The 21,892-nt window shown below is 71.4% G+C and carries 21 protein-coding genes; 10 read left to right on the top strand and 11 right to left on the bottom strand.

The window, feature by feature from the left end; translation table 11 throughout:
• Positions 1–38 precede the first annotated feature (38 nt).
• A complete protein-coding gene (locus ACFXAZ_RS30300) occupies positions 39–1,619 on the top strand; it encodes a hypothetical protein (protein ID WP_384597637.1) in 1,581 nt (526 codons plus the stop codon).
• Positions 1,616–3,550, top strand: coding sequence for a glycogen debranching N-terminal domain-containing protein (locus tag ACFXAZ_RS30295; protein WP_384597635.1), 1,935 nt, complete (start codon positions 1,616–1,618; stop codon positions 3,548–3,550). The genes ACFXAZ_RS30300 and ACFXAZ_RS30295 overlap by 4 nt, the downstream gene beginning before the upstream one ends.
• Positions 3,551–3,701: 151 nt before the next feature.
• Here ACFXAZ_RS30295 and dusB read toward each other — a convergent pair whose 3' ends face one another.
• Entirely contained in the window at positions 3,702–4,916 is a 1,215-nt protein-coding gene (gene dusB / locus ACFXAZ_RS30290) for a tRNA dihydrouridine synthase DusB (RefSeq protein ID WP_384597633.1), read from the bottom strand.
• 94 nt (positions 4,917–5,010) lie between these two features.
• Here dusB and ACFXAZ_RS30285 point away from each other — a divergent pair, with 94 nt between their 5' ends.
• Positions 5,011–6,456, top strand: a complete 1,446-nt coding sequence (locus tag ACFXAZ_RS30285) for an MFS transporter (protein ID WP_384597631.1) — start codon at positions 5,011–5,013, stop codon at positions 6,454–6,456.
• Between the two features lie 247 nt (positions 6,457–6,703).
• Here the strand turns inward: ACFXAZ_RS30285 and ACFXAZ_RS30280 are convergent, their stop codons facing one another.
• Positions 6,704–7,588, bottom strand: coding sequence for an alpha/beta fold hydrolase (locus tag ACFXAZ_RS30280; RefSeq protein WP_384597629.1), 885 nt, complete (start codon positions 7,586–7,588; stop codon positions 6,704–6,706).
• 184 nt (positions 7,589–7,772) lie between these two features.
• Here ACFXAZ_RS30280 and ACFXAZ_RS30275 point away from each other — a divergent pair, with 184 nt between their 5' ends.
• Positions 7,773–7,985, top strand: coding sequence for a hypothetical protein (locus ACFXAZ_RS30275; protein WP_384597663.1), 213 nt, complete (start codon positions 7,773–7,775; stop codon positions 7,983–7,985).
• Here the strand turns inward: ACFXAZ_RS30275 and ACFXAZ_RS30270 are convergent.
• The 3 genes from ACFXAZ_RS30270 to ACFXAZ_RS30260 form a co-directional block, all read right to left on the bottom strand.
• Positions 7,949–9,019 (bottom strand): zinc-binding dehydrogenase, encoded by a 1,071-nt coding sequence (locus ACFXAZ_RS30270; RefSeq protein ID WP_384597627.1) that lies wholly within the window; start codon positions 9,017–9,019, stop codon positions 7,949–7,951. The two genes, ACFXAZ_RS30275 and ACFXAZ_RS30270, sit on opposite strands and share 37 nt — an antisense overlap.
• A gap of 139 nt (positions 9,020–9,158) precedes the next feature.
• Entirely contained in the window at positions 9,159–9,749 is a 591-nt protein-coding gene (locus ACFXAZ_RS30265) for a TetR family transcriptional regulator (protein ID WP_384597625.1), read from the bottom strand.
• A gap of 38 nt (positions 9,750–9,787) precedes the next feature.
• Entirely contained in the window at positions 9,788–10,801 is a 1,014-nt protein-coding gene (locus tag ACFXAZ_RS30260) for an aldo/keto reductase (RefSeq protein WP_384597623.1), read from the bottom strand.
• 179 nt (positions 10,802–10,980) lie between these two features.
• Between ACFXAZ_RS30260 and ACFXAZ_RS30255 the strand changes: the two genes are divergently transcribed.
• The gene (locus tag ACFXAZ_RS30255) at positions 10,981–12,033 is read left to right on the top strand and encodes a chitinase (RefSeq protein ID WP_384597621.1); all 1,053 of its coding nucleotides are present in this window, start codon (positions 10,981–10,983) and stop codon (positions 12,031–12,033) included.
• Positions 12,034–12,044: 11 nt separating this feature from the next.
• Here ACFXAZ_RS30255 and ACFXAZ_RS30250 read toward each other — a convergent pair whose 3' ends face one another.
• Both ACFXAZ_RS30250 and ACFXAZ_RS30245 read right to left on the bottom strand, forming a co-directional pair.
• Entirely contained in the window at positions 12,045–12,656 is a 612-nt protein-coding gene (locus ACFXAZ_RS30250) for a LysE family translocator (RefSeq protein WP_384597619.1), read from the bottom strand.
• Positions 12,657–12,818: 162 nt separating this feature from the next.
• Entirely contained in the window at positions 12,819–14,201 is a 1,383-nt protein-coding gene (locus ACFXAZ_RS30245; RefSeq protein WP_384597618.1) for a glycine--tRNA ligase, read from the bottom strand.
• 196 nt (positions 14,202–14,397) lie between these two features.
• Here ACFXAZ_RS30245 and ACFXAZ_RS30240 point away from each other — a divergent pair, with 196 nt between their 5' ends.
• From ACFXAZ_RS30240 to ACFXAZ_RS30225, 4 genes are all read left to right on the top strand, one after another.
• Positions 14,398–15,372, top strand: a complete 975-nt coding sequence (locus ACFXAZ_RS30240) for a zinc ABC transporter substrate-binding protein (protein ID WP_384597616.1) — start codon at positions 14,398–14,400, stop codon at positions 15,370–15,372.
• A 40-nt stretch (positions 15,373–15,412) separates the two neighbouring features.
• Positions 15,413–16,216, top strand: coding sequence for a metal ABC transporter ATP-binding protein (locus ACFXAZ_RS30235; RefSeq protein ID WP_384597614.1), 804 nt, complete (start codon positions 15,413–15,415; stop codon positions 16,214–16,216).
• Complete coding sequence (locus ACFXAZ_RS30230) at positions 16,216–17,112, top strand: metal ABC transporter permease (RefSeq protein ID WP_384597612.1); 897 nt, start codon at positions 16,216–16,218, stop codon at positions 17,110–17,112. The genes ACFXAZ_RS30235 and ACFXAZ_RS30230 overlap by 1 nt, the downstream gene beginning before the upstream one ends.
• Before the next feature lie 62 nt (positions 17,113–17,174).
• The gene (locus ACFXAZ_RS30225; RefSeq protein ID WP_384597610.1) at positions 17,175–17,600 is read left to right on the top strand and encodes a Fur family transcriptional regulator; all 426 of its coding nucleotides are present in this window, start codon (positions 17,175–17,177) and stop codon (positions 17,598–17,600) included.
• A gap of 136 nt (positions 17,601–17,736) precedes the next feature.
• On the opposite strand, the gene ACFXAZ_RS30220 is transcribed toward ACFXAZ_RS30225, so the two are convergent.
• The 4 genes from ACFXAZ_RS30220 to ACFXAZ_RS30205 all read right to left on the bottom strand — a co-directional run bounded on the left by ACFXAZ_RS30220 (position 17,737) and on the right by ACFXAZ_RS30205 (position 21,124).
• Positions 17,737–18,570, bottom strand: coding sequence for an isoprenyl transferase (locus tag ACFXAZ_RS30220; protein WP_384597608.1), 834 nt, complete (start codon positions 18,568–18,570; stop codon positions 17,737–17,739).
• A gap of 63 nt (positions 18,571–18,633) precedes the next feature.
• Positions 18,634–19,416 (bottom strand): DNA repair protein RecO, encoded by a 783-nt coding sequence (gene recO / locus ACFXAZ_RS30215; RefSeq protein ID WP_384597606.1) that lies wholly within the window; start codon positions 19,414–19,416, stop codon positions 18,634–18,636.
• Positions 19,417–19,596: 180 nt separating this feature from the next.
• Positions 19,597–19,821 (bottom strand): hypothetical protein, encoded by a 225-nt coding sequence (locus tag ACFXAZ_RS30210; RefSeq protein ID WP_384597604.1) that lies wholly within the window; start codon positions 19,819–19,821, stop codon positions 19,597–19,599.
• A gap of 634 nt (positions 19,822–20,455) precedes the next feature.
• The gene (locus tag ACFXAZ_RS30205; protein ID WP_384597602.1) at positions 20,456–21,124 is read right to left on the bottom strand and encodes a FadR/GntR family transcriptional regulator; all 669 of its coding nucleotides are present in this window, start codon (positions 21,122–21,124) and stop codon (positions 20,456–20,458) included.
• Positions 21,125–21,430: 306 nt separating this feature from the next.
• Between ACFXAZ_RS30205 and ACFXAZ_RS30200 the strand changes: the two genes are divergently transcribed.
• The coding region (locus tag ACFXAZ_RS30200; RefSeq protein WP_384597600.1) for an ABC transporter substrate-binding protein at positions 21,431–21,892 on the top strand (462 nt) is incomplete at its 3' end.

The raw sequence follows: 21,892 nt of genomic DNA, 5'->3' as shown, positions 1-21,892 counted from the left end.
CGAACCGACCCGACCGGATGTCTTTCGGGGAGCCCCGAGTGGATCGCACCGCCCAACTCACCGCCCGACCTGCGCACCGGGAGATCGCATACGATCCCCCGCCGCCGGATTCGTCCCGGCTCGCCGCCGCACGGGTGCTGGAGCAGAACTGGACCGGGACCTCGACGGTGCCCTCACGCGGGCTGTATCCGCACCAGTGGTCCTGGGATTCCGCGTTCATCGCGATCGGCCTGCGGCATCTGTCGCCGTTACGGGCCCAGATCGAACTGGAGACGCTCTTCGGCGCCCAGTGGGGTGACGGACGGGTCCCGCACATCGTCTTCAACCCCTCCGTGCCGCTCGACGCCTACTTCCCGAGCCCCGACTTCTGGCGCTCCTCGACCGCCGGACGGGCCGCCGGCGCTCCGTGCACCGTACAGACGTCCGGGATCGTGCAGCCACCCGTGCACGCGCTGGCCGTCTGGCTGACCCATCTGGCCGACCCCGGGCTGTCCCGGGCGCGCGGCTTTCTGGCCGGGATGTACCCGAAGCTCGCCGCCTGGCACCGGTATCTGCTGCACCGCCGCGACCTCGGCGGCGGCGGGCTGGCGTCCGTGGTCCACCCGTGGGAACAGGGCATGGACAACAGCCCGGCCTGGGACGCCCCGCTCGCCCGGGTCGTCCCGGCCCCGGCCCGCTCCTTCCGCCGCGCCGACCTCGACCACGGCGCCGCCGAGGACCGGCCGACGGACCTGGACTACGGGCGGTATGTCCGGCTGGCGGCGGACTACCGGGACCGCGCGTACACCGATGTGCCCTACGCCCACCTCTCCGGCATCTCTGGTATCTCCGGTATCTCCGCCGCTGCCGCGGGCCGATCGGCCCGTACCGGCGACTCGGCCCGCGTCGGCGGCTCGGCCCGCGGCGGCGACGCCCGTACCGCCGGCTCGGCCCACATCGGCGGCTCGGCCGACGTGGGCCCGTCGGCCCGCGTCGGCGGCTTCGCCGTCGAGGACCCCTCCTTCAACGCCCTGCTGATCGCCTCCGAGCACGCGCTGGCGGGCATCGCCCGCGAACTGGGCGCGAGCGGCACCGCCCGCCACGCGCGGGCCGAGCGGCTGACGGCGGTGCTGATCGAGCGGCTGTGGGACCCGGCCGCCGGGATGTTCCTCTGCCGCGATCTGCGCGGCGGCGGACTGATCCCCGAGCGGGCCGTCTCCGGCCTGATCCCGCTGCTGCTGCCGACGCTGCCGCGCGAGATCGCCGCCACCCTCGTCGCCACCCTGACCGGCCCGCACTTCGGCCTGGGCGCCACCACCCGGCTGGTGCCCAGCTACGACCTGCTGGGCGAGTCCTTCGACCCGCACCGGTACTGGCGCGGGCCGGCCTGGTTCAACACCGGCTGGCTGGTGGAGCGCGGGCTGCGCGTCCACGGCGAGCCGGAGCGGGCGGACGCCCTGCGGGCGGCCCTCGTGGACAGCGCGCGCACGTCCGGATTCGCCGAGTACGTCGACCCGTACACCGGCGAGGCATGCGGCGCGGCCGGCTTCGGCTGGACCGCCGCGCTCACGCTCGACCTGCTGCAAGCCATGGCACCGGCCGCGGACTCCGCCACGGCCGAGGGAGGGGACCGGGGATGACGGACCGTCAGCATCTGCTCGTGTACGGCGGCACGTTCGCGGCCGTCGACGACAGCGGACACATCAGCGGCGTGCGGCACGGCGGCTCCCCCGAGGGCCTGTTCGTGCGCGACGCCCGGCATCTGAGCCGCTGGCAGCTCACCGTGGACGGGGCGGTGCCGGAGGCGCTCGCGCCGGTCGGCGGCGGCGACACCGCGCGGTGCGTGCTCGTACCGCGCGGCGGGCGCACCGAGCCGCCCGCGTGCACGCTCTTTCGGGAACAGGCGGTCGCGGAGAGCTCCTTCGTGGAGTCGCTGCGGGTGACCAGCAACCGGCCGGTGCCGGTCACCGTGCAGCTGGCGCTCACCGTCGACGCCGACTTCACGGACCAGTTCGAACTCCGCTCCGACCACCGCACCTACGCCAAGACCGGTGCCGTGCGCCGCCGCGAGATCCTGGACGACGGGGTGGAGTTCGGCTACCGGCGCGGCGAGTGGACGTCCTCCACGACGGTCAGCGCCGAGCCCGCCCCGGACGCCGTCGAGGAGACCGGCACGGGCGCCCGCCGCCTCGTGTGGGCCCTCGATCTCCCGGCGCACGGCACGGCCGAGCTGCTGCTGCGGGTGATGGCCCGGCCGCACGGGGAGAAGCGGGCCCTGCGGGTGCCGCGCTCGCCGCGCGCGGTGACCGAGTGGGTACGGTCGCAGGAGGCCGCGTTCATGGAGGGCGTGGCCTTTCCGACCGGCTGGCCGGAGCTGGCGGCGGCGTGTACGCGCGGCCTGGCGGACCTGGCCATCCTCCACGTACCGGCGACCGGCCCGGACGGCGAGGAGCTGCGCGTACCGGCCGCCGGGGCCCCCTGGTTCCTCAGCCTGCTGGGCCGGGACGCCCTGCTGACCTCCCTGTTCGCGCTCCCCTACCGGCCACAGCTGGCCGCCGCCACGCTCCCCGCGCTCGCCGCGACCCAGGCCACCGGGACCAACGCCGACGCGGTGGCCCAGCCCGGCAAGATCGTGCACGAGGTGCGCCACGGCGAGCTGGCGCACTTCGGGCAGGTGCCGTACGGGCGGTACTACGGGTCGGTGGACGCCACGCCGCTCTTCCTGGTGCTGCTCGGCGCGTATGTCGAGCAGACCGGCAACAGCGTGCTGGCCCGGCGCCTTGAGCCGCACGCCCGCGCGGCCGTCGGCTGGATGCTGGACCACGGCGGCCTGACCTCGCGCGGCTATCTCGTCTACCGCGCCGACCGCGGCGGTCTCGCCAACCAGAACTGGAAGGACTCCCCCGGCGCGATCTGCTCCGCCGACGGCAGCCGTCCGTCCGGACCCGTGATGGCGGCGGGCGCGCAGGGGTACGCGTACGACGCCCTGCGCCGCACGGCGTGGCTGTCGCGCACGGTGTGGGGCGACGAGACGTACGCGGCGCTGCTCGAACAGGCCGCGGCGGATCTGCGGGACCGTTTCCAGCGGGACTTCTGGATGTCCGAGCGCGCGTTCCCGGCGCTGGCGCTGGACGGCGAGGGCCGGGCGGTGGACGCGCTGGCGTCCGACGCCGGGCATCTGCTGTGGTCCGGGCTGCTGGACAAGGAGTACGGGGAGGTGGTCGGCCGGCGGCTCCTGGAGCCGGACTTCTTCTCCGGCTGGGGCGTGCGGACGCTGGCGGCCGGGCAGTCGGCGTACCACCCGCTGTCGTACCACCGCGGTTCGGTGTGGCCGCACGACAACGCGCTGATCACGCTGGGCCTGGCCCGCTACGGGCTGCACGACGAGGCGCGGGCGGTGGCGCAGGGCGTGGTGGCGGCGTCCGTGGCGATGGGCGGGCGGCTGCCGGAGGTGTACGCGGGGTACGAGCGGGGTGGGGAGGGGCCGGTTCCTTACGCGCACGCGTGCGTGCGGGAGTCTCGGGCTGCGGCCTCGCCCCTGGCCCTGTTGACCGCGGTCGGCGGCGTTTAGGCGCCTATGGGGGTGGGGGGCTGCGCGGGGGCGGGTGCTTCGTGGTTGATCGCGCCCGCGCGGCGGAGCCGCACATCGATACGGCCCCGCGCCCTGTGAAAGCCTTGAAGGCGCCGCCTCTCCAGGGGGGCGCCTTCCCGGTGGGGAGTGATCAGCCGCCGGAGGTGTCCAGTTCGGCGTCCTCGCCGACGCCCGCGCAGTCGTACGGGTCCTTGAGCCAGCCGTCCGGCAGGACGACCCGGTTGTTGCCGGAGGTACGCCCGCGCGGCCCGTCGGCGCCGGACGGCCAGGGCTGGTCGAGGTCCAGTTCGTCGAGCCCGGAGCGGAGTTCGGTGAGGGTCGAGGTGATCGCGAGGCGCCCCCGCATCTCCGAGCCGACGGCGAAGCCCTTGAGGTACCAGGCGACATGCTTGCGGAAGTCGATGACGCCGCGTGACTCGTCGCCGATCCACTCCCCCAGCAGGGTCGCGTGCCGGACCATGACGTCGGCGACCTCGCGCAGCGCCGGACGGGCGACGTCGTGCGCCCGCCCCTCGAAGGCGGCGACCAGGTCGGCGAAGAGCCACGGCCGCCCGAGGCATCCGCGCCCGACCACGACCCCGTCACAGCCGGTGGCGGCGACCATCCGCAGCGCGTCCTCGGCGGACCAGATGTCGCCGTTGCCGAGCACCGGGATCTCCGGGACGTGTTCCTTCAGCCGGGCGATGGCGTCCCAGTCGGCGGTGCCGCCGTAGTGCTGGGCGGCCGTACGGCCGTGCAGGGCGATGGCGGTGACGCCCTCCTCGACGGCGATCCTTCCGGCGTCGAGGTAGGTGAGGTGGTCGTCGTCGATGCCCTTGCGCATCTTCATCGTCACCGGCAGCGCGCCGGCGCCGGTGACGGCCTCGCGCAGGATCGCGCGCAGCAGGGGGCGCTTGAAGGGCAGGGCCGAGCCGCCGCCCTTGCGGGTAACCTTGGGGACCGGGCAGCCGAAGTTCAGGTCGATGTGATCGGCCAGGCCCTCCTCGGCGATCATGCGGACGGCCTTGCCGACGGTGGCGGGGTCCACGCCGTACAGCTGGATCGAGCGCGGGGTCTCGGTGGCGTCGAAGTGGATCAGCTGCATGGTCTTCTCGTTGCGCTCGACCAGCGCCCGGGTCGTGATCATCTCGCTGACGAAGAGGCCTTTGCCGCCGGCGCCATCCTTTTCCCGGCCTCCGCCCGCTGCTCGTCCCCCGACGACGGCTCCGCCTTCGGCGAAGGTCCTGCACAGGGTGCGGAAGGGGGCGTTGGTGATCCCGGCCATGGGGGCGAGGACGACGGGCGGCCGGACGGTGTAGGGGCCGATCGACAGCGGGGGCTGCGCGGGGGTGGCGGGCGTGGGCATTCCTCCATTGTGCCGGGTGGGGGAAGGGGCCGTGCCCGCTGACGGGTTTTTCGTTAGTTAGCCGCACTATCGATGTCGGCGTACAGTGGAATTCATGTCTCAGCTCAGCTCCCGCCGACGCATGCTGGTGCTCGCGATCTGCTGTATGAGCCTGCTGATCGTGAGCCTGGACAACACCGTGCTGAACGTCGCGCTGCCCTCGATGCAGCGCGAACTGCACGCGACCACCTCGGATCTGCAATGGACGATCGACGCGTACACGCTCGTCCTCGCCTCGCTGCTGATGCTGTCGGGCTCCATGGCCGACCGGATCGGCCGAAAACGGGTCTTCAAGCTGGGGCTGATCATCTTCACGCTGGGCTCGGCGCTGTGTTCGGTGGCACCGAATCTGGAGACGCTGGTGGCCTTCCGCATGGTCCAGGCGACCGGCGGCTCGATGCTCAACCCGGTCGCCATGTCCATCATCACCAACACCTTCACCGATCCCCGGGAACGGGCCCGCGCGATCGGTGCCTGGGGCGCGGTGGTCGGTATCGCGATGGCGATCGGTCCGCTGGTCGGCGGGCTGCTGGTGGAGTTGGTGGACTGGCGGGCGATCTTCTGGATCAACATCCCGGTGGGGATCGCCGCGCTGCTGCTGACCTTGCGGTTCGTGCCGGAGTCGCGGGCCGCGAAGCCCCGCCGCCCGGACCCGGTCGGGCAGATCCTGATCATCCTGCTGTTCGGCTCGCTGACGTACGCGATCATCGAGGCGCCGCACGCGGGACTCGGGTACGTGCTGCCGTTCGCCGGCGTGGCGGTGATCGCCCTGATCGCTCTGCTCCGGCTGGAGCCGCGCCGGGCCGAGCCCTTGATCGATCTGCGGTTCTTCCGCTCGGCGCCGTTCAGTGGCGCGACGGTGATCGCGATCAGTGCGTTCGCCGCGCTGGGCGGCTTCCTGTTCATGTCGACGCTGTACCTCCAGAACGTCCGGGGCCTGGATGCCCTGCACGCCGGTCTGTGGATGCTGCCGATGGCCGTACCGACGATGCTGTGCGCCCCGATCTCCGGGCGGCTGGTGGGCAGCCGGGGGCCACGGGTGCCGCTGCTGATCGCCGGGGTGGCGATGACGGCGGGTTCGCTGATGTTCGCCGCGCTCCACGCCGAGACGTCCGACGTGACGCTGTTCCTGGGCTATCTGCTGTTCGGCATCGGCTTCGGCTTCGTGAACGCGCCCATCACCAATACGGCGGTGTCGGGCATGCCGGACGCCCAGGCCGGCGTGGCCTCCGCCGTCGCCTCCACCAGCCGCCAGCTGGGCCAGACGCTGGGCGTCGCGGTCGTCGGCGCGGTACTGGCGACCGGGCTCGCGGGCGCGTCGTACGCCGACGCGTTCGTGGCGGCGGCCCGGCCGGGCTGGTGGGTCCTGGTGGCCTGCGGAGTCGCCGTCCTCGCCATCGGCCTGCTGACCAGCGGCCGGTGGGCCCGGGGGACAGCGGAACGGACGGCGGAGCGGCTGGAGTCGGGGGAGACGCGGGAGGTGGTGGGGGTGGGGCGGTGAGCGGGGGAGACGCGGGAGGTGGTGTGGGCTGGGGCGGTGAGCGGGGGCCGTCGCCGTTCCCCGCCACACGTCGGGGGCACCGTTCGTCGCTGCGGCGACGCGCGTGCTTGAGATCGATGTGGCGTTCGACTGGGGCTGTCACCAAGGAGGACGACACGGAATCGGTTTTGGCGTCGGCCGTGTCAGGACGCCTGTACTCGGCCGGCGCTGCCGGGAAGCGCGGGTGCCCCGCCACCCCCCACACGCCTCACCCCGCCGTATGCGCCTGCACCGCGTCGAGGATCTCCGGCCACAGCTCGCGAGGCCGGTCGTGCCCCATGTCGGGGATCAGGACCAGCTTCGCGCCGGGCACCAGATCCGCGGTGCGCCGTCCACCGCTGGGGTCGATCAACGTGTCGTCCAGGCCGTGGATCACCAGCGTCGGCACCCGCAGCCGCCGCAGCGCGTCCGCGCGGGAGCCGGAGAGGATCATCGCCCCGAGCTGACGCCCGGCCCCGGCCGGGTAGTAGGCGCGGTCGTAGCTGCGGGCGGCCAGCTCCCGCAGGACAGCGGGGTCGCCGTAACGCCTGGACGCCCACACCATCTCCCGCTCCGCCGCCGCGACATAACCCTCCCGGTCCGCGGGCTTCGGGCCGGCCACCACCGCCTGGGCCTCGGGACTCGACCCGCCGTACCCGCTCTCGCCGGTCGAGGACATCATCGACGTCAGCGTCAGCACCCGCTCCGGCCGGTTGATGGCCATGGTCTGGGCGATCATCCCGCCCATCGACGTCCCCACCACATGAGCCCGTTCCACCCCGAGCGCGGTGAGCAGCCCCAGCCCGTCATCGGCCATGTCCGTCAGCCTGTACGGGGCCATCTCCACGGCGGTGGCCAGATCCCCGGAACTCACCGCGGCCATGAACCGCCCCACGTCCACCGGGTGATCGTCGAACTTCGTCGACAGACCGGTGTCCCGGTTGTCGTACCGGATCACATACCGTCCACGCTCCGCCAGCGCCCGGCAGAAGTCCTCGTGCCAGGCGATCATCTGCGCACCGAACCCCATCACCAGCAGCACCGGCGGATCACCGGGATCACCGAAGCCCTCATAGGCGAGGGAGACTCCGGGGGACACCTCGATGATCGGCATACGGCGATCCTGCCAAGGGCCGGGGCCGGGCGCACCCCGATTACCGGCAGGGCCGACGAACGCCCTCCCCCTTCCCCTGGAGTGAGCCCCGTTACCGCCGCTCCCGTCGCACGCTCCTCGCTGCGTGAAAGAGTTCACCCCGGATCGGATCGAACTGATCGTCGAAACGAAGGCTGGAGTCGTCATGCCGCAGATCGGTACGAGCAAGGTGAGCCGATGGGATCAGCATGGACGGGAGCATGTGGTGCGCGTCGAACGCACCGGTGCGCAGCGCACCATCAGCTGTGACACCTGCGACTGGCGCAAGAGCGCGCAGTTCCTGCCCTGGCTGAAGGCGCAGGAGCATCTCGCCGAGGCCCATCAGGCGACCGTGGACCCCACGCCCGGCAGCGGCTGAGCGTCCGGCCGGATCAGCAGCAGGGACTTGCCGACCGTCTCGCGCCTCGCCAGGGCGAGATGGGCATCGGCCGCCCGCTCCAGGGGGTACGTCGCCCCGATCACCGGACGCAGCCCGCCCCGCGCCGTGCGGGTGAGGGCCGTCGTGAGGAGGTTCCGTACCTCCTCCGTGCCGGGCGAGCCGGACTCCAGGGAGTTGGTCACCGTCACACCGCGCCGCTTTGCCAGGTGCGGGTCGATGTCCGCCAAGCCGCTCGACGTGCCGTACGTGACGAAGCGGCCCCCCTTCGCCACCGTCTCGAACACCTCTCTGCCCAGGGGACCGCCCGCGCCGTCGTACGCCAGGTCCACCCCGGCGCCGCCCGTCGCCTCCACCACCCGCCCCTGCCAGCCCGGCACCGAGTAGTCCACGGCGATCTCCGCGCCCAACTCCCGTGCCAGCGCCAGTTTCCGCTCACCCCGGGCCGCCGCGATCACCCGCGCGCCCGCCTCCCGCGCCAACTGCACCAGCAGCGAGCCCGCTCCCCCGGCCGCCGCCGCGATCAGTACCCACTCCCCCCGCTCGATCCGTCCCTCGCCGACCAGCATCTGTGCCGTCACCCCGTCATGCAGCAGAGCCGCCGCCCGCACGGGCGTCACACCGTCCGGTACCTCCACCGTGTCCTCGACCTCGGCGATCATCCGCTCGGCATAGCCGCCCGTGCCCCGCGCGAGCACCAGGCGCCCGATCCAGCCGGGATCGACCCCCTCCCCCACCGACAGCACCCACCCGGCGCCGCCGCCCCCGGGGACGTACGGCGGCTTCAGCGGGAAGTACTCCCCGCCCCAGCCGGTGCGCAGCAGCGTGTCCAGGAAGATGATGTCGGCGGCGGCCATCCCCACCACCAGCTGCCCGGCTCCGGCCACCGGATCGGCGACCTGCTCCGCCACCAGCGCCTCCGGCCCACCGAACTCCCGCACCCGGATCGCCCGCATCCCCATCACCACTTCCACTCCGAGAGCCCGTGCCCTGCCCATGCCCCGCGTCCGGCTCACCGCCCGGCCCGCCTTGCCACTCCGAACGTAGAACCTCAAGAGCGGTTCAGGTCAATCCGAGCCGGGCGCCCCCAGGCCACGGCACCCGGCGGCACCCCACCCGGCATCACCACCCGGCAACACCCCACGCCACCCCACGTCACTGCGAGCGCAACCCCCCCAGCAACAGCTCCAGCAGCGCCTCCAGATCCGTCTCCACCCCCGGGCGTGCCCACTCCGCCGCGTAGCACGGGTCGTGGAAACGGCCGCTGGCCTGGAACAGCGCGCGGGCCGTGAGGTGTTCGTCGGGCGTGCTGAACACGCCCGTCGCCACCCCGTCGCCGACTATCCGGGTCAGTTGCGCGGTGAGGTCCGTGACATGGTCGTCGACCGTCTGGACCGCCTCGTCGACCAGCACCATGTAGGTCGCGAACAGCTCGGGATCCTCGCCCGCCTTGCGGCGCTTGGCGTCGAACAGTGCCCACAGCCAGGAGCGCAGCCGCTCCTCCGGGTCGCTGTGTTCCCCGGCGATCGCGGACAGCCGCTCCGACGTACGGTCCAGCCACCGCTTGGTCACCGCCTCGCGCAGCGCCGCCTTGGTCCGGAAGTGGCGGTAGACGCTGCCATGGCTGACGCCGAGTGCGCGGGCCACGTCGACCACGGTGGCCTTGGCCGGGCCGTGGCGGCGGAGCACCTCCTCGGTCACCTCAAGGATGCGCTCGGTGGTGAGGGTCTCGCTGGTGGGTGGCATGTCATCGACCGTACCCGGGGCCGCACCCGGCGGTCCGGTCAGCGTTCGCTGTCGAGGTGGGCCAGCTGTCCCGTCGGGTAGCGGTCACCCGCCGCCGCGCCCGCCGGGACGGCCCGCTCGATCGCCGCGAGGTCCGGCCCGTCCAGCGTCACGGCGAGCGCGCCCAGCGCCTCGGTCAGCCGGTCCCGGCGGCGGGCACCGACCAGCGGCACGATGTCCTCGCCTCTGGAGAGCACCCAGGCGATGGCGATCTGGGCGACGCTCACCCCCTTGCGCCCGGCGATCTCGCGCAGCGCCTCGACCAGGCCGAGGTTGTGCCGGAGGTTCTCGCCCTGGAAGCGCGGGGACATCGCGCGGAAGTCATTGGCGGCGAGCTGCCGGTCGGCGCTGAAGTGACCGGAGATCAGTCCCCGGGACAGCACGCCGTACGCGGTGACGCCGATGCCCAGCTCGCGGGCGGTCGGCAGGATCTCGGCCTCGATGCCGCGCGAGATCAGCGAGTACTCGATCTGGAGGTCCGAGACCGGGGCCGTGGCGGCGGCCCGCCGGATCGTCCCGGCGCCGACCTCGCTGAGGCCGATGTGCCGCACATACCCCTGCTCCACCAGCTCCGCGATCGCGCCGACCGTCTCCTCGATCGGCACGTCCGTGTCGAGGCGGGCGATCCGGTAGATGTCGATGTGGTCGGTGCCCAGGCGCTGGAGGGAGTACGCCGCGAAGTTCTTCACGGCCGCCGGCCTGCCGTCGTACCCGCTCCAGCCGCCGTCCGGGTCGCGCAGGGCGCCGAACTTCACGCTGACCAGCGCCTGTTCACGACCGGCCGCGGACGCCGTGCGCAGGGCCTCGCCGATCAGGAGTTCGTTGTGCCCCATGCCGTAGAAGTCGCCGGTGTCGAGCAGGGTCACGCCCGCCTCCAGCGCGGCGTGGATCGTCGCGATCGACTCGGCCCGGTCCACGTCGCCGTACAGCGCGGACATGCCCATGCAGCCGAGGCCCAAAGCCGAGACCCGGGGACCGGTCCTGCCGAGCGCACGTGTCTGTGTCGTCGTCATACCTCCACGATGACATGACAGGTGACAGATTTCAATATCTGTCATCTGTCATTTGTTAGCCGGGCCTCCCTGGAGCGCGCGATTGGTCCAGACCTATTGACGAATGGTCTGGACCGCGCGACTGTCATGTCTACGACATTCACCTGCACCACTCACCCACTCCCACCGGGAGGTCAGGAATGTTCCGCCGCAGACTGCGCCTGCTGGCCGCCGCCCTCGCGACCGCCTGTCTCGCCCCCCTCACCATCGCCCTCGCCCAGCCCGCCGCCGCCGTCGAGACCTGTGCGGTCAAGTCCCGGCCCACCGGCAAGGTGCTCCAGGGCTACTGGGAGAACTGGGACGGCGCCGCCAACGGGGTCCACCCGCCCTTCGGCTGGACCCCGATCACCGATGCACGGATCGGCCAGCACGGCTACAACGTGATCAACGCGGCCTTCCCCGTGATCCTGTCCGACGGCACCGCGCTGTGGCAGGACGGCATGGACACCGGGGTGAAGGTGGCCACGCCCGCCGAGATGTGCGCCGCGAAGGCCGCCGGGCAGACGATCCTGCTGTCGATCGGCGGCGCCACCGCCGGTATCGACCTCAGCTCCGCCACCGTCGCCGACCGGTTCGTCGCGACCATCGTCCCGATCCTCAAGACGTACAACTTCGACGGCATCGACATCGACATCGAGACCGGCCTGATCGGCAGCGGCAACATCAACACCCTGTCCGCGTCCCAGGCCAACCTGATCCGGATCATCGACGGCATCCTCGCCCAGATGCCCGCCAACTTCGGCCTCACCATGGCCCCGGAGACGGCGTACGTCACCGGCGGCAGCGTGGTCTACGGCTCGATCTGGGGCGCGTACCTGCCGATCATCAAGAAGTACGCCGACAACGGCCGGCTGTGGTGGCTCAACATGCAGTACTACAACGGCAGTTTCTACGGCTGCTCCGGCGACTCCTACTCCGCCGGAACCGTCCAGGGCTTCATCGCCCAGACCGACTGCCTCAACCGGGGGCTGGTCATCCAGGGCACGACGATCCGCGTCCCGTACGACAAGCAGGTCCCGGGCCTGCCCGCGCAGTCGGGCGCGGGCGGCGGCTACATGACGCCGTCCCTGGTCTCCCAGGCCTGGCGGAACTACGGCACCAGCCTCAAGGGCCTGATGACCTGGTCCATCAACTGGGACGGCTCCCGCAACTGGACCTTCGGCGACAACGTCAAGGCCCTGCAAGGGCGTTAGCCCCCCGCCCGCTACCGCGAGGTGAACGCCAGCTTCGCGCCCAGCGCCACGAACGAGCCCGCGAAACTCCGCCGCAGCCATGTCATCACCCTCGGCCGGGAGATGACATGGCTGCGCACGGACGCGGCGAGCACCCCGTACACCGCGAAGACCACGAACGTCGCCAGCATGAAGACCCCGCTCAGCACCAGCATCCGCAGCAGCGCGTGCGGCTCACCGGGGGTGACGAACTGCGGCAGGAACGCGAAGAAGAAGATCGTGAGCTTCGGGTTGAGGATGTTGATCAGCACGCCCCGCACGATCGTCCGGCCCGCCGACTCCGGCTCCCCCGCCCCGTCGACACTGATCGCGTCCCGGTCCTTCAGGGTCGCCCACGCCATGTACAGCAGATAGGCGACACCGGCGTACTTCAGCACCTGGAACGCCGTCGCGCTGGCGTGCAGCAGCGCCGCGACACCGGTGATGGTGGCCAGCATGTGCGGCACGATACCGAGGGTGCAGCCCAGCGCCGCGACCACACTCGCCCGACGGCCCCGGGACAGCCCGGCGGCCAGGGTGTACACGACGCCGGTACCGGGGGTGGCCACCACGACGAGGGTGGTCAGCAGAAACGCGATACTCATACGCCTCAGCGTGCCGCCGGGCGCGGCCCTGCCACAGGGCCAATCCGGGACCCGTATCAGGGACCAATGCGCCCGCACAAAGGACTCGGGACGGCAAACGCCCGTCCCCTCCACCCCGAGCGCCGAGGCCGGGATGAAGGGGACGGGCGTGCGCGGAGACCGTCAGGCGCCGACCAGGCGGCTCGCCAGGTACCCCTCGATCTGGTCGAGAGACACCCGCTCCTGCTTCATGGAGTCCCGCTCGCGGACCGTGACCGCGTTGTCCTCCAGCGTGTCGAAGTCGACGGTGACGCAGTACGGCGTACCGATCTCGTCCTGGCGGCGGTAGCGGCGGCCGATGGCGCCCGCGTCGTCGAACTCGATGTTCCAGTTCTGCCGCAGCGCCTGGGCGAGCCCCTTGGCCTTCGGGGACAGCTCGGGGTTGCGGGACAGCGGCAGCACGGCGACCTTCACCGGGGCCAGCCGCGGGTCCAGACGCAGGACCGTGCGCTTCTCCATCTTGCCCTTGGCGTTGGGCGCCTCGTCCTCGATGTACGCGTCGAGCAGGAACGCGAGCATCGCCCGGCCGACACCGGCGGCGGGCTCGATGACGTACGGGGTCCAGCGCTCGCCCGCCTCCTGGTCGAAGTAGGAGAGGTCCTGGCCGGACGCCTTGGAGTGGGCGCCGAGGTCGTAGTCGGTGCGGTTGGCGACGCCCTCCAGCTCGCCCCACTCGCTGCCGCCGAAGCGGAAGCGGTACTCGATGTCGGCCGTGCGCTTGGAGTAGTGGGAGAGCTTCTCGGCCGGGTGGTCGTACCAGCGCATGTTCTCCTCACGCAGGCCCAGGCCGGTGTACCAGTTCCAGCGCTGCTCCATCCAGTACTCCTGCCACTTCTCGTCCTCACCCGGCTTGACGAAGAACTCCATCTCCATCTGCTCGAACTCGCGGGTGCGGAAAATGAAGTTGCCGGGCGTGATCTCGTTACGGAAGGACTTGCCCATCTGCGCGATGCCGAACGGCGGCTTGCGCCGGGAAGTCGTCTGCACCTGGGCGAAGTTGGTGAAAATACCCTGGGCGGTCTCCGGACGCAGATACGCGACCGAGCCGGAGTCCTGGGTGGGGCCGAGGTGGGTGGAGAGCAGGCCGGAGAACGACTTCGGCTCGGTGAACTGGCCCTTGGTACCGCAGTTGGGGCAGTTGATGTCGGCGAGCCCGTTCTCCGGGGCACGGCCCTTCTTCTCCTGGTACGCCTCCTCCAAGTGGTCCGCGCGGAACCGCTTGTGGCAGGAGGTGCACTCGGTGAGCGGGTCGGTGAACGTGGCGACATGGCCGGAGGCGACCCACACCTCGGGGGCCAGGATGACGGACGAGTCGATACCGACGACGTCCTCGCGCGACGTCACCATGTAGCGCCACCACTGGCGCTTGAGGTTCTCCTTGAGCTCGACACCCAGCGGCCCGTAGTCCCAGGCGGCGCGCTGTCCGCCGTAGATCTCACTGCAAGGGAATACGAAGCCACGGCGCTTGCTCAGGCTGACGATGGTGTCGATCTTGTCGGCGGCCACGGTGCTCTCTTCATTACGACGACGGGCGACGAAGCGAGATGCTTCAGAGCGAATGCCTCAGGTTACCGGCGGTGCCTCCCCCTCAATCAAATCGGTCCCGGGGAGGAAGATCGGCGAGCGGGCCCGGAGCGGGTCGGGAAGGGGGCGGAAACCGACTTGTTGACAACGGTTTCCAGATTTGTTGAAAATGACTGTCATGAACGTACGTCGACACCTCATACCCACGGCGGCCGTGACCGCCCTGGGTCTCGCCGCCCTCACCGCCTGCTCCACCGACGGCAGCGCCGCGGCGGGCAACACCGACAAGTTCGATGTCGTCACGTCGTTCTACCCGATGCAGTACCTCGCCGAGCAGATCGGCGGGGCCCATGCGAACGTCAGCACGCTGACCGAGCCCGGTCAGGAACCCCATGACCTGGAGCTGAGCGCCCGGCAGACCGCGCAGCTGGGCGAGGCCGACGCGGTGCTCTACCTCAAGAGCCTCCAGCCCGCCGTGGACGAGGCCGTCGCCCAGTCCGAGGTGAGGACGAAGATCGACGCCGCCTCGCTGACCGGCCTGGAGGACCACGGCGACATCGAGCACAGCCACGAGGGCGAGGACGCCCACGCCGAGGAGCCCCCCGCCGATGACTCCGGGGCCGCGGATCCCGCCCTCGACCCGCATGTCTGGCTGGACCCGGTGAAGTACGCCCAGATCGCGGACGGCGTCGGCGCCGCCTTCGAGAAGGCCGACCCGGACCACGCGGCCGACTACCGGAAGAACACCGCCGCCCTGGTCGACAAGCTCGGTGATCTCCATACCCGCTTCACCGAGGGGCTCCGGAACACCGACACCAAGGTCTTCTTCACCAACCACGCCGCCTTCGGCTATCTCGCCGAGCGCTACGGCCTCACCCAGGAGGCCATCAACGGCCTGGACCCGGAGAGCGAGCCGAGCCCGGCCCGGATCAAGGAGCTTCAGGAGGAGGCCAAGGCGGACGGCGTGACCACCGTGTTCTACGAGACACTGGTCTCCGACAAGACCGCGAAGACCCTCGCCGCCGACGCGGGCCTGAGGACGGACGTCCTGGACCCCCTTGAGGGCATCACCGACAAGTCCAGGGGCGACGACTACATCCAGGTCATGGACGCGAACCTGGCGGCGCTCCAGAAGGCCCTGGGAAGCGCATGACGGACACGCAGGACACGCAGGACGCGCAGGACAGACCCGTATGACAGACACGGAGGACGCCATGGGTGCGAGTGCCGGGACCGAGGCCGTGATCTCCGTGCGCGGGGTGAGCGCGGAACTGGGCTCGCGCCCGGTGCTGCGCGGCATCGACCTCACCGTCCGCCGCGCCGAGGTCGTCGCGCTGCTCGGCGCGAACGGCTCCGGCAAGTCGACGGCCGTGCGCAGTGTCATCGGGCAGGTGCCGGTGAGCGCCGGGCGGATCGAGCTGTTCGGCACCGAGCGGAGCCGGTTCCGCGACTGGGCGCGGATCGGCTACGTCCCGCAGCGCACCACGGCCTCGGGCGGGGTGCCCGCCACGGTGACCGAGGTGGTCTCCGCGGGCCGGCTGTCCCGTACCCGCTTCGGCGTCTTCCGCAAGGCCGACCGCGCGGCCGTCCGCCGCGCCCTGGAGCTGGTCGGCATGGCGGACCGGGCGGGCGACCCGGTCGACGCGCTCTCCGGCGGGCAGCACCAGCGGGTGCTGATCGCCCGCGCGCTGGCCGCCGCCCCCGAACTGCTGATCATGGACGAGCCGATGGCGGGCGTGGACCTGGCCAGCCAGGAGGTCCTCGCGGGCACCCTGCGCGAGCAGGTCGCGGCCGGTACGACCGTCCTGCTGGTGCTGCACGAGCTGGGCCCGCTGGAGCCGCTGATCGACCGCGCGGTGGTGCTGCGCGACGGCTGTGTCCTGCACGACGGCCCACCGCCCAAGGCCCTGGGCCAGCATGCCCTGCCGGGCCATGACCATGTCCACCCGCACGCCCCCGGGGGCGCGTCGCCGATCCGTACGGGGCTGCTCAGCTGATGGAGATCCTGAACTACGCCTTCATGCAGCGGGCCCTGCTGGCCGCCGTCCTGGTGGGCATCACCGCCCCGGCGGTCGGCATCTACCTGGTGCAGCGCCGCCAGGCCCTGATGGGCGACGGCATCGGCCATGTCGCCATGACCGGCGTCGGCCTCGGCTTCCTGCTGTCCTGGTCCCCGGTGTGGATGGCGACCCTGATCTCGGTGCTCGGCGCGGTCCTCATGGAACTGATCCGCTGGTACGGCCGCACCCGCGGCGACATCGCCCTCGCCATGCTCTTCTACGGCGGTATGGCCGGCGGCGTGATGTTCATCAACCTCGCGCCGGGCGGCTCCAACGCCAATCTCACCTCGTACCTCTTCGGGTCGCTGTCGACGGTCTCGGAGTCGGATGTCACCGCGATCTGTCTGCTGGCGGCGTTCGTGATGCTGGTCACCCTCGGGCTGCGGCGGCAGTTGTTCGCGGTGAGCCAGGACGAGGAGTTCGCGCGGGTGACGGGGCTGCCGGTGCGCGCGCTGAATCTGCTGACGGCGATCACCGCGGCGGTCACCGTCACCGTGGCGATGCGGGTGGTCGGGCTGCTGCTGGTGTCGGCGCTGATGGTGGTGCCGGTGGCGGCGGCGCAGCAGCTGAGCCGGAGCTTCGCGGCGACGTTCGCGATCTCCGTCGCGCTCGGGGTGGCCGTGACGCTCGGCGGCACCGTCACCTCGTACTACCAGGACGTGCCGCCCGGTGCGACGATCGTGCTGCTGACCATCGGCGCGTTCGGGGTGCTGACCGCGCTGGCGGCGCCGCTGGCCCGGCGCCGGGCCCGGCTCGCCGCCGAGCCCGCCGGGGACCCCGTGGAATGCGTGGTCCCGGCCGCCCGGGGAGCGGAGAAGGAGATCGGCGTCTGACCGCGGACCGGCTGGGCTGGCACAATGGCGCCCGGCACACCGCAGACGCAAGGAGGCAACCAGTGACCACCGCTGGACCGCCCGTGAAGGGCCGCGCCACCCGGCAGCGTGCCGCCGTGGCCGCGGCACTGGACGAGGTCGATGAGTTCCGCAGCGCCCAGGAGCTGCACGACATGCTCAAGCACAAGGGTGACGCGGTCGGGCTGACCACGGTGTACCGGACGCTTCAGTCGCTGGCCGACGCCGGCGAGGTGGATGTGCTGCGCACGTCCGAGGGGGAGTCGGTGTATCGCCGCTGCTCCACCGGGGAGCACCATCACCATCTGGTGTGCCGGGCCTGCGGGAAGGCCGTGGAGGTGGCGGGGCCCGCGGTGGAGTCCTGGGCGGAGGCGATCGCCGCGGAGCATGGGTTTGTGAATGTGGCGCATACGGTGGAGATCTTTGGCACCTGTGCGGAGTGTGCTGCCGCGGCTGGGGGCAGAGCGTAAGCGCCGTTGGGGGTGCTGAAGGGTTCGGGCTTTCCCACCGTCGTGGCTGGTCGCGCCCACGCGGCGGAGCCGCACATTGATACAGCCCCGCGCCCCTGAGGGGCGGGGGCTGCGCCCCCCGCCCCGCCCCTCTCCGCTACTGCTGCTTGCCCTCCATGGCCAGTAGTTCGTCGTTGGGGATCGCTCCGCCGAAGCGGCGGTCTCGGGAGGCGTATTCCAGGCAGGCTCGCCAGAGGTCGCGGCGGTCGAAGTCGGGCCAGAGGACGTCCTGGAAGACCATCTCGGCGTAGGCGCTCTGCCAGAGGAGATAGTTGGACGTGCGCTGTTCGCCGCTGGGGCGCAGGAACAGGTCGACGTCGGGCATGTCGGGGTAGTACAGGTACCGCGCGAAGGTCTTCTCGGTGACCTTCGCGGGGTCGAGGCGGCCGGCGCGGACGTCCTCGGCGAGGGCTTTGGCGGCGTCGGCGATCTCGGCCCGGCCGCCGTAGTTCATGCAGAAGTACAGGGTGAGCCGGTCGTTGTCCTTGGTCTGTTCCTGGGCGACCTGGAGTTCCTTGGCGACCGACTTCCACAGCTTGGGCATCCGGCCCACCCAGCGGACCCGGACGCCGAGGGAGTCGAGCTGGTCGCGGGACTTGCGGATGAAGTCGCGGTTGAAGTTCATCAGGAAGCGCACCTCGTCGGGCGAGCGCTTCCAGTTCTCGGTGGAGAACGCGTACAGGGAGATGCTGCCCACGCCCATCTCGACGGCGCCCTGGAGGACGTCCAGGACACACTCGGCGCCCACCTTGTGACCCTCGGTGCGCGGCAGGCCGCGTTCCTTGGCCCAGCGGCCGTTGCCGTCCATGACGATCGCCACATGGCGCGGGATCAGCTCACCGGGCAGCTTCGGCGGGCGGGCACCGGAGGGGTGCGGTTGCGGTGTGCTGTACTCGCGGCGCTGGCGCCCCAGGATCCCGCGTACCACCATGTGCTTCTCGTCTCCTCTTGCCCGTGTCTCTTCTTGGCTCTTCTTGCCGGTGTCGCGTGTGGCTCACTCGGCCCGCGTGGCGGCCTTCTCCTGCGCCGCGAATTTCTCGACGTACCGCAGGGATCTGAGCCCCCGCTCCAGATGCCAGTGCAGATAGGCGGAGACCAGCCCGCTGCCCTCGCGCACATACCGGGGCTCGCAGGAGTCCGCCGTGTCCCAGTCTCCCGTGAGCAGCGCCCCGAGCAGGTCCAGGGTCCGGGGTGAGGGTACGACGCTGCCGGGCACCCGGCAGTCGACGCAGACCGAGCCGCCGGAGGAGACCGAGAAGAACCGGTTCGGGCCGGGCAGGCCGCATTTCGCGCAGTCGCCGAAGCTCGGGGCGTAGCCGTTGACGGCGAGGGAGCGCAGCAGGAAGGCGTCCAGGACCAGGTGCGGGGTGTGCTCACCGCGGGCGAGGGTGCGCAGCGCGCCGACCAGCAGCAGATACTGCTGGACGGCCGGCTCGCCCTCGTGGTCCGTGAACCGCTCGGCGGTCTCCAGCATCGCGGTGCCCGCGGTGTAGCGGGCGTAGTCGGTGACGATGCCGCCGCCGTACGGCGCGATGGTCTCGCTCTGGGTGCACAGGGGCAGCCCGCGGCCGATCAGCTCGCCGCCACGGGCGAAGAACTGCACATCGACGTGGGAGAACGGTTCCAGCCGGGCGCCGAACTTGGACTTGGTGCGGCGCACCCCGCGGGCCACGGCCCGTACCCGGCCGTGACCGCGGGTGAGCAGCGTGATGATCCGGTCCGCCTCGCCGAGTTTCTGGGTGCGCAGGACGACGCCGTCGTCCCGGAACAGACTCATCGCCGCCCACCTCCGCGCGCCCCCGGCCGGGGGGCCGGGGACCGGCCCCCGCCAGGGCACGGCGTCCTGCGGTCCGGCTCACCCGGCTGCGGGGGGCGCGGCGGGATGCCGTGGTGGTGGGGCAGCGTCATGACCCCATTCTCGCCCACGCGGCCGGTGCCCGTGGTCGGCGGAGCCCCTTCAAGGGACCTCGCCGCGGCTGCGCGCGTTCTCGTAGGCCGTGGCCGCGCGGAGCCGCTCGGCCCCGCTGGCCGCCCGGACCGCGCCGGGCGGGGTGTCCCACTCCCGGCCGCCGCCGACGGGGCGCAGCTGTACGTACGGCCCCTCGTGGCCCATGACGACGCCGAGCCGGCCGGTGCGGGTGTCGACGACGTACGCGCCGATGGGGGGCTTCGGCGTACTCACAGCAGAACCGCCCCGCCGTGCCCGGACACCGGAGAAATCCCGGCCCTTTCGCCTGCGGCCCGCATTTTTTTCAACGTTTCCTCCGCCTCTTCGACGCATCGCGCCGCGCCTTGTGCCGCCCTGTGACTCCCCGGCTTTTCCGTATCTCACGCTTTTGGCTTCACGGCGGCGCGACGGGCCGTAGACTCGCCGACTGATTTTGTTCCGCCGGGATACAAGTGCCTGGCCATTGGGGGGTGTTGGTCATGGCCAGAGGCTGATTCGGTACCTCGGGTGGTGTGCGAACACGACGGTACCGTGCGCCCGGGAAATCCTCGGCCAAAATTCCGCGGCCGTTTGTGACCACCCGGCCCGAATCCGCAAATCGGCGGCGTTTTCGAGCAGTTGTGGAGGAATTCGAGGGACCTTGCGTGATCACGGTGTCCCAGCCCATACCGCCCGCGGCGGAGGCGCGACGGCGACCCCGGATACCGAACCCGGTGAGGCGAACGCGCCACTCAGAGGACCTGGGGCGAAAAAGCGCCGGGTGCCCCGAAAACGCCGGACCGCACCACCGCCCCTCGGGGGCGCGGGGAACTGCGCGACCAGCCACGACGAACCCGCACCCGCCACCCCGCATAGGCCCCCCAGACGACTAGGCGCCCCCGGTCAAAGCCCTGCGCGCCCCCTCCACATCCCGCCTCCGCAACGCCGCCACAACCCCCCGATACCGCCCCACCCGCACCTCGGACGCGGGCGCGAGCCCACCCCGCTCCCCGATTTCCCCCGACACCCGCCGGGACACCTCCCGGAACACCCCCAGCAGCTCCGGCACGAGCGCGCTCCCCAGCGAGTCGTACAGCAACTCGCCGAACTCCCGGTCGAGTTCACCGAACTCCTCCCCGACCGCACCCTCCATCCGCTCCAGGACGGAGTCCAGCGCGTCGAGCCGCTCCTCCGTCACCGCCTCCGCGACCCGCAGGATCAGCCCCTCCTCCAGCACCTCCCGCACCTGGAGGATCTCCGCGAGGGCGCCCGCCTCACCGTCCCGGAGGGCGAGCGCGCGGAAGGTGAGCCCGTCCACCAGCGGAGCGAGGGACGCCCGGCCGACGTACGTGCCGTAGCCGTGCCGTATCTCCACGATGTCGAGGGCCTGGAGGGCCTTGAGTGCCTCGCGGACGGAGTTGCGGCTGACGCCGAGGTCCGCCATCAGCTCCGTCTCGGTCGGCAGCGGAGCGCCGGCGCCGAGTCCCCGGTCCAGGATGAGGCGGACGACCGCGTGCTGTATCCGGCGGTTCCTGGTGTCGACGCCCATGCGCGGCATCGTACGCGTACATATGTCCGATGCCGCGGGCCGGGTTCCTGACCCGCACTCATGCCCGCCGCCGGGCACCGGCATTGCCCCGACCCGTGGCGTGGCCGGCCATCGTCATGGGCCGACCCATGATGGTGGCGGGCCTACGGAATTGGCCCGACCCGTGGCATATAGGCCATTCGTGTGCGATCCCTTGACCACCCCCACGCCCTTTCTTATGGTCACGCTCACCAGGACGTAGAACGTCGTACCTTCTGATCGTCACATTCCCGCTTTCCGATGGTCACCTTCCTCTCCCCCACCGCTGGAGGAATCGTGCGCGACGTCCCCCACGGCGTCCCGGCGCCGTCCCGCCGGGCGTTCCTGAGCCGTACCGGGGCGCTGGGCGCCGCCGCGGTGTCGGCGTCGCTCGCGGGGTGCGGGCCGGAGTCGACCATCTACACGGGAGGCGGTTCGGGCACCGACCGCACGCTCACGGCGGTGATCGGGTACGGCAACGACGGGAACTGGGATCCGACGCAGACGGCGTCGGCGTTCTCCATGGCGGCGAACCACCACATCTACGAGGGGCTGGTCGACACCGACCCGATCACCCGGGCCCCCTACCCCGCGCTGGCCACCGCGCTGCCCGCCGACCCGGACGCCACGGCCTGGACCTTCACCCTGCGCGCGGGCGCCCGCTTCCACGACGGCACGCCGGTCACCGCGGACGACGTGGTGTTCGTCTTCGACCGGATCCTCGACCCGGACACCCAGACCCTCGCCAAGGGCTTCTTC

The organism is Streptomyces sp. NPDC059477 (assembly GCF_042749375.1).
Taxonomy (GTDB): Bacteria; Actinomycetota; Actinomycetes; order Streptomycetales; family Streptomycetaceae; genus Streptomyces.
The sequence above is the reverse complement of the archived record's forward strand: the minus strand, read 5'-3'. Positions and strand labels throughout refer to the sequence as shown.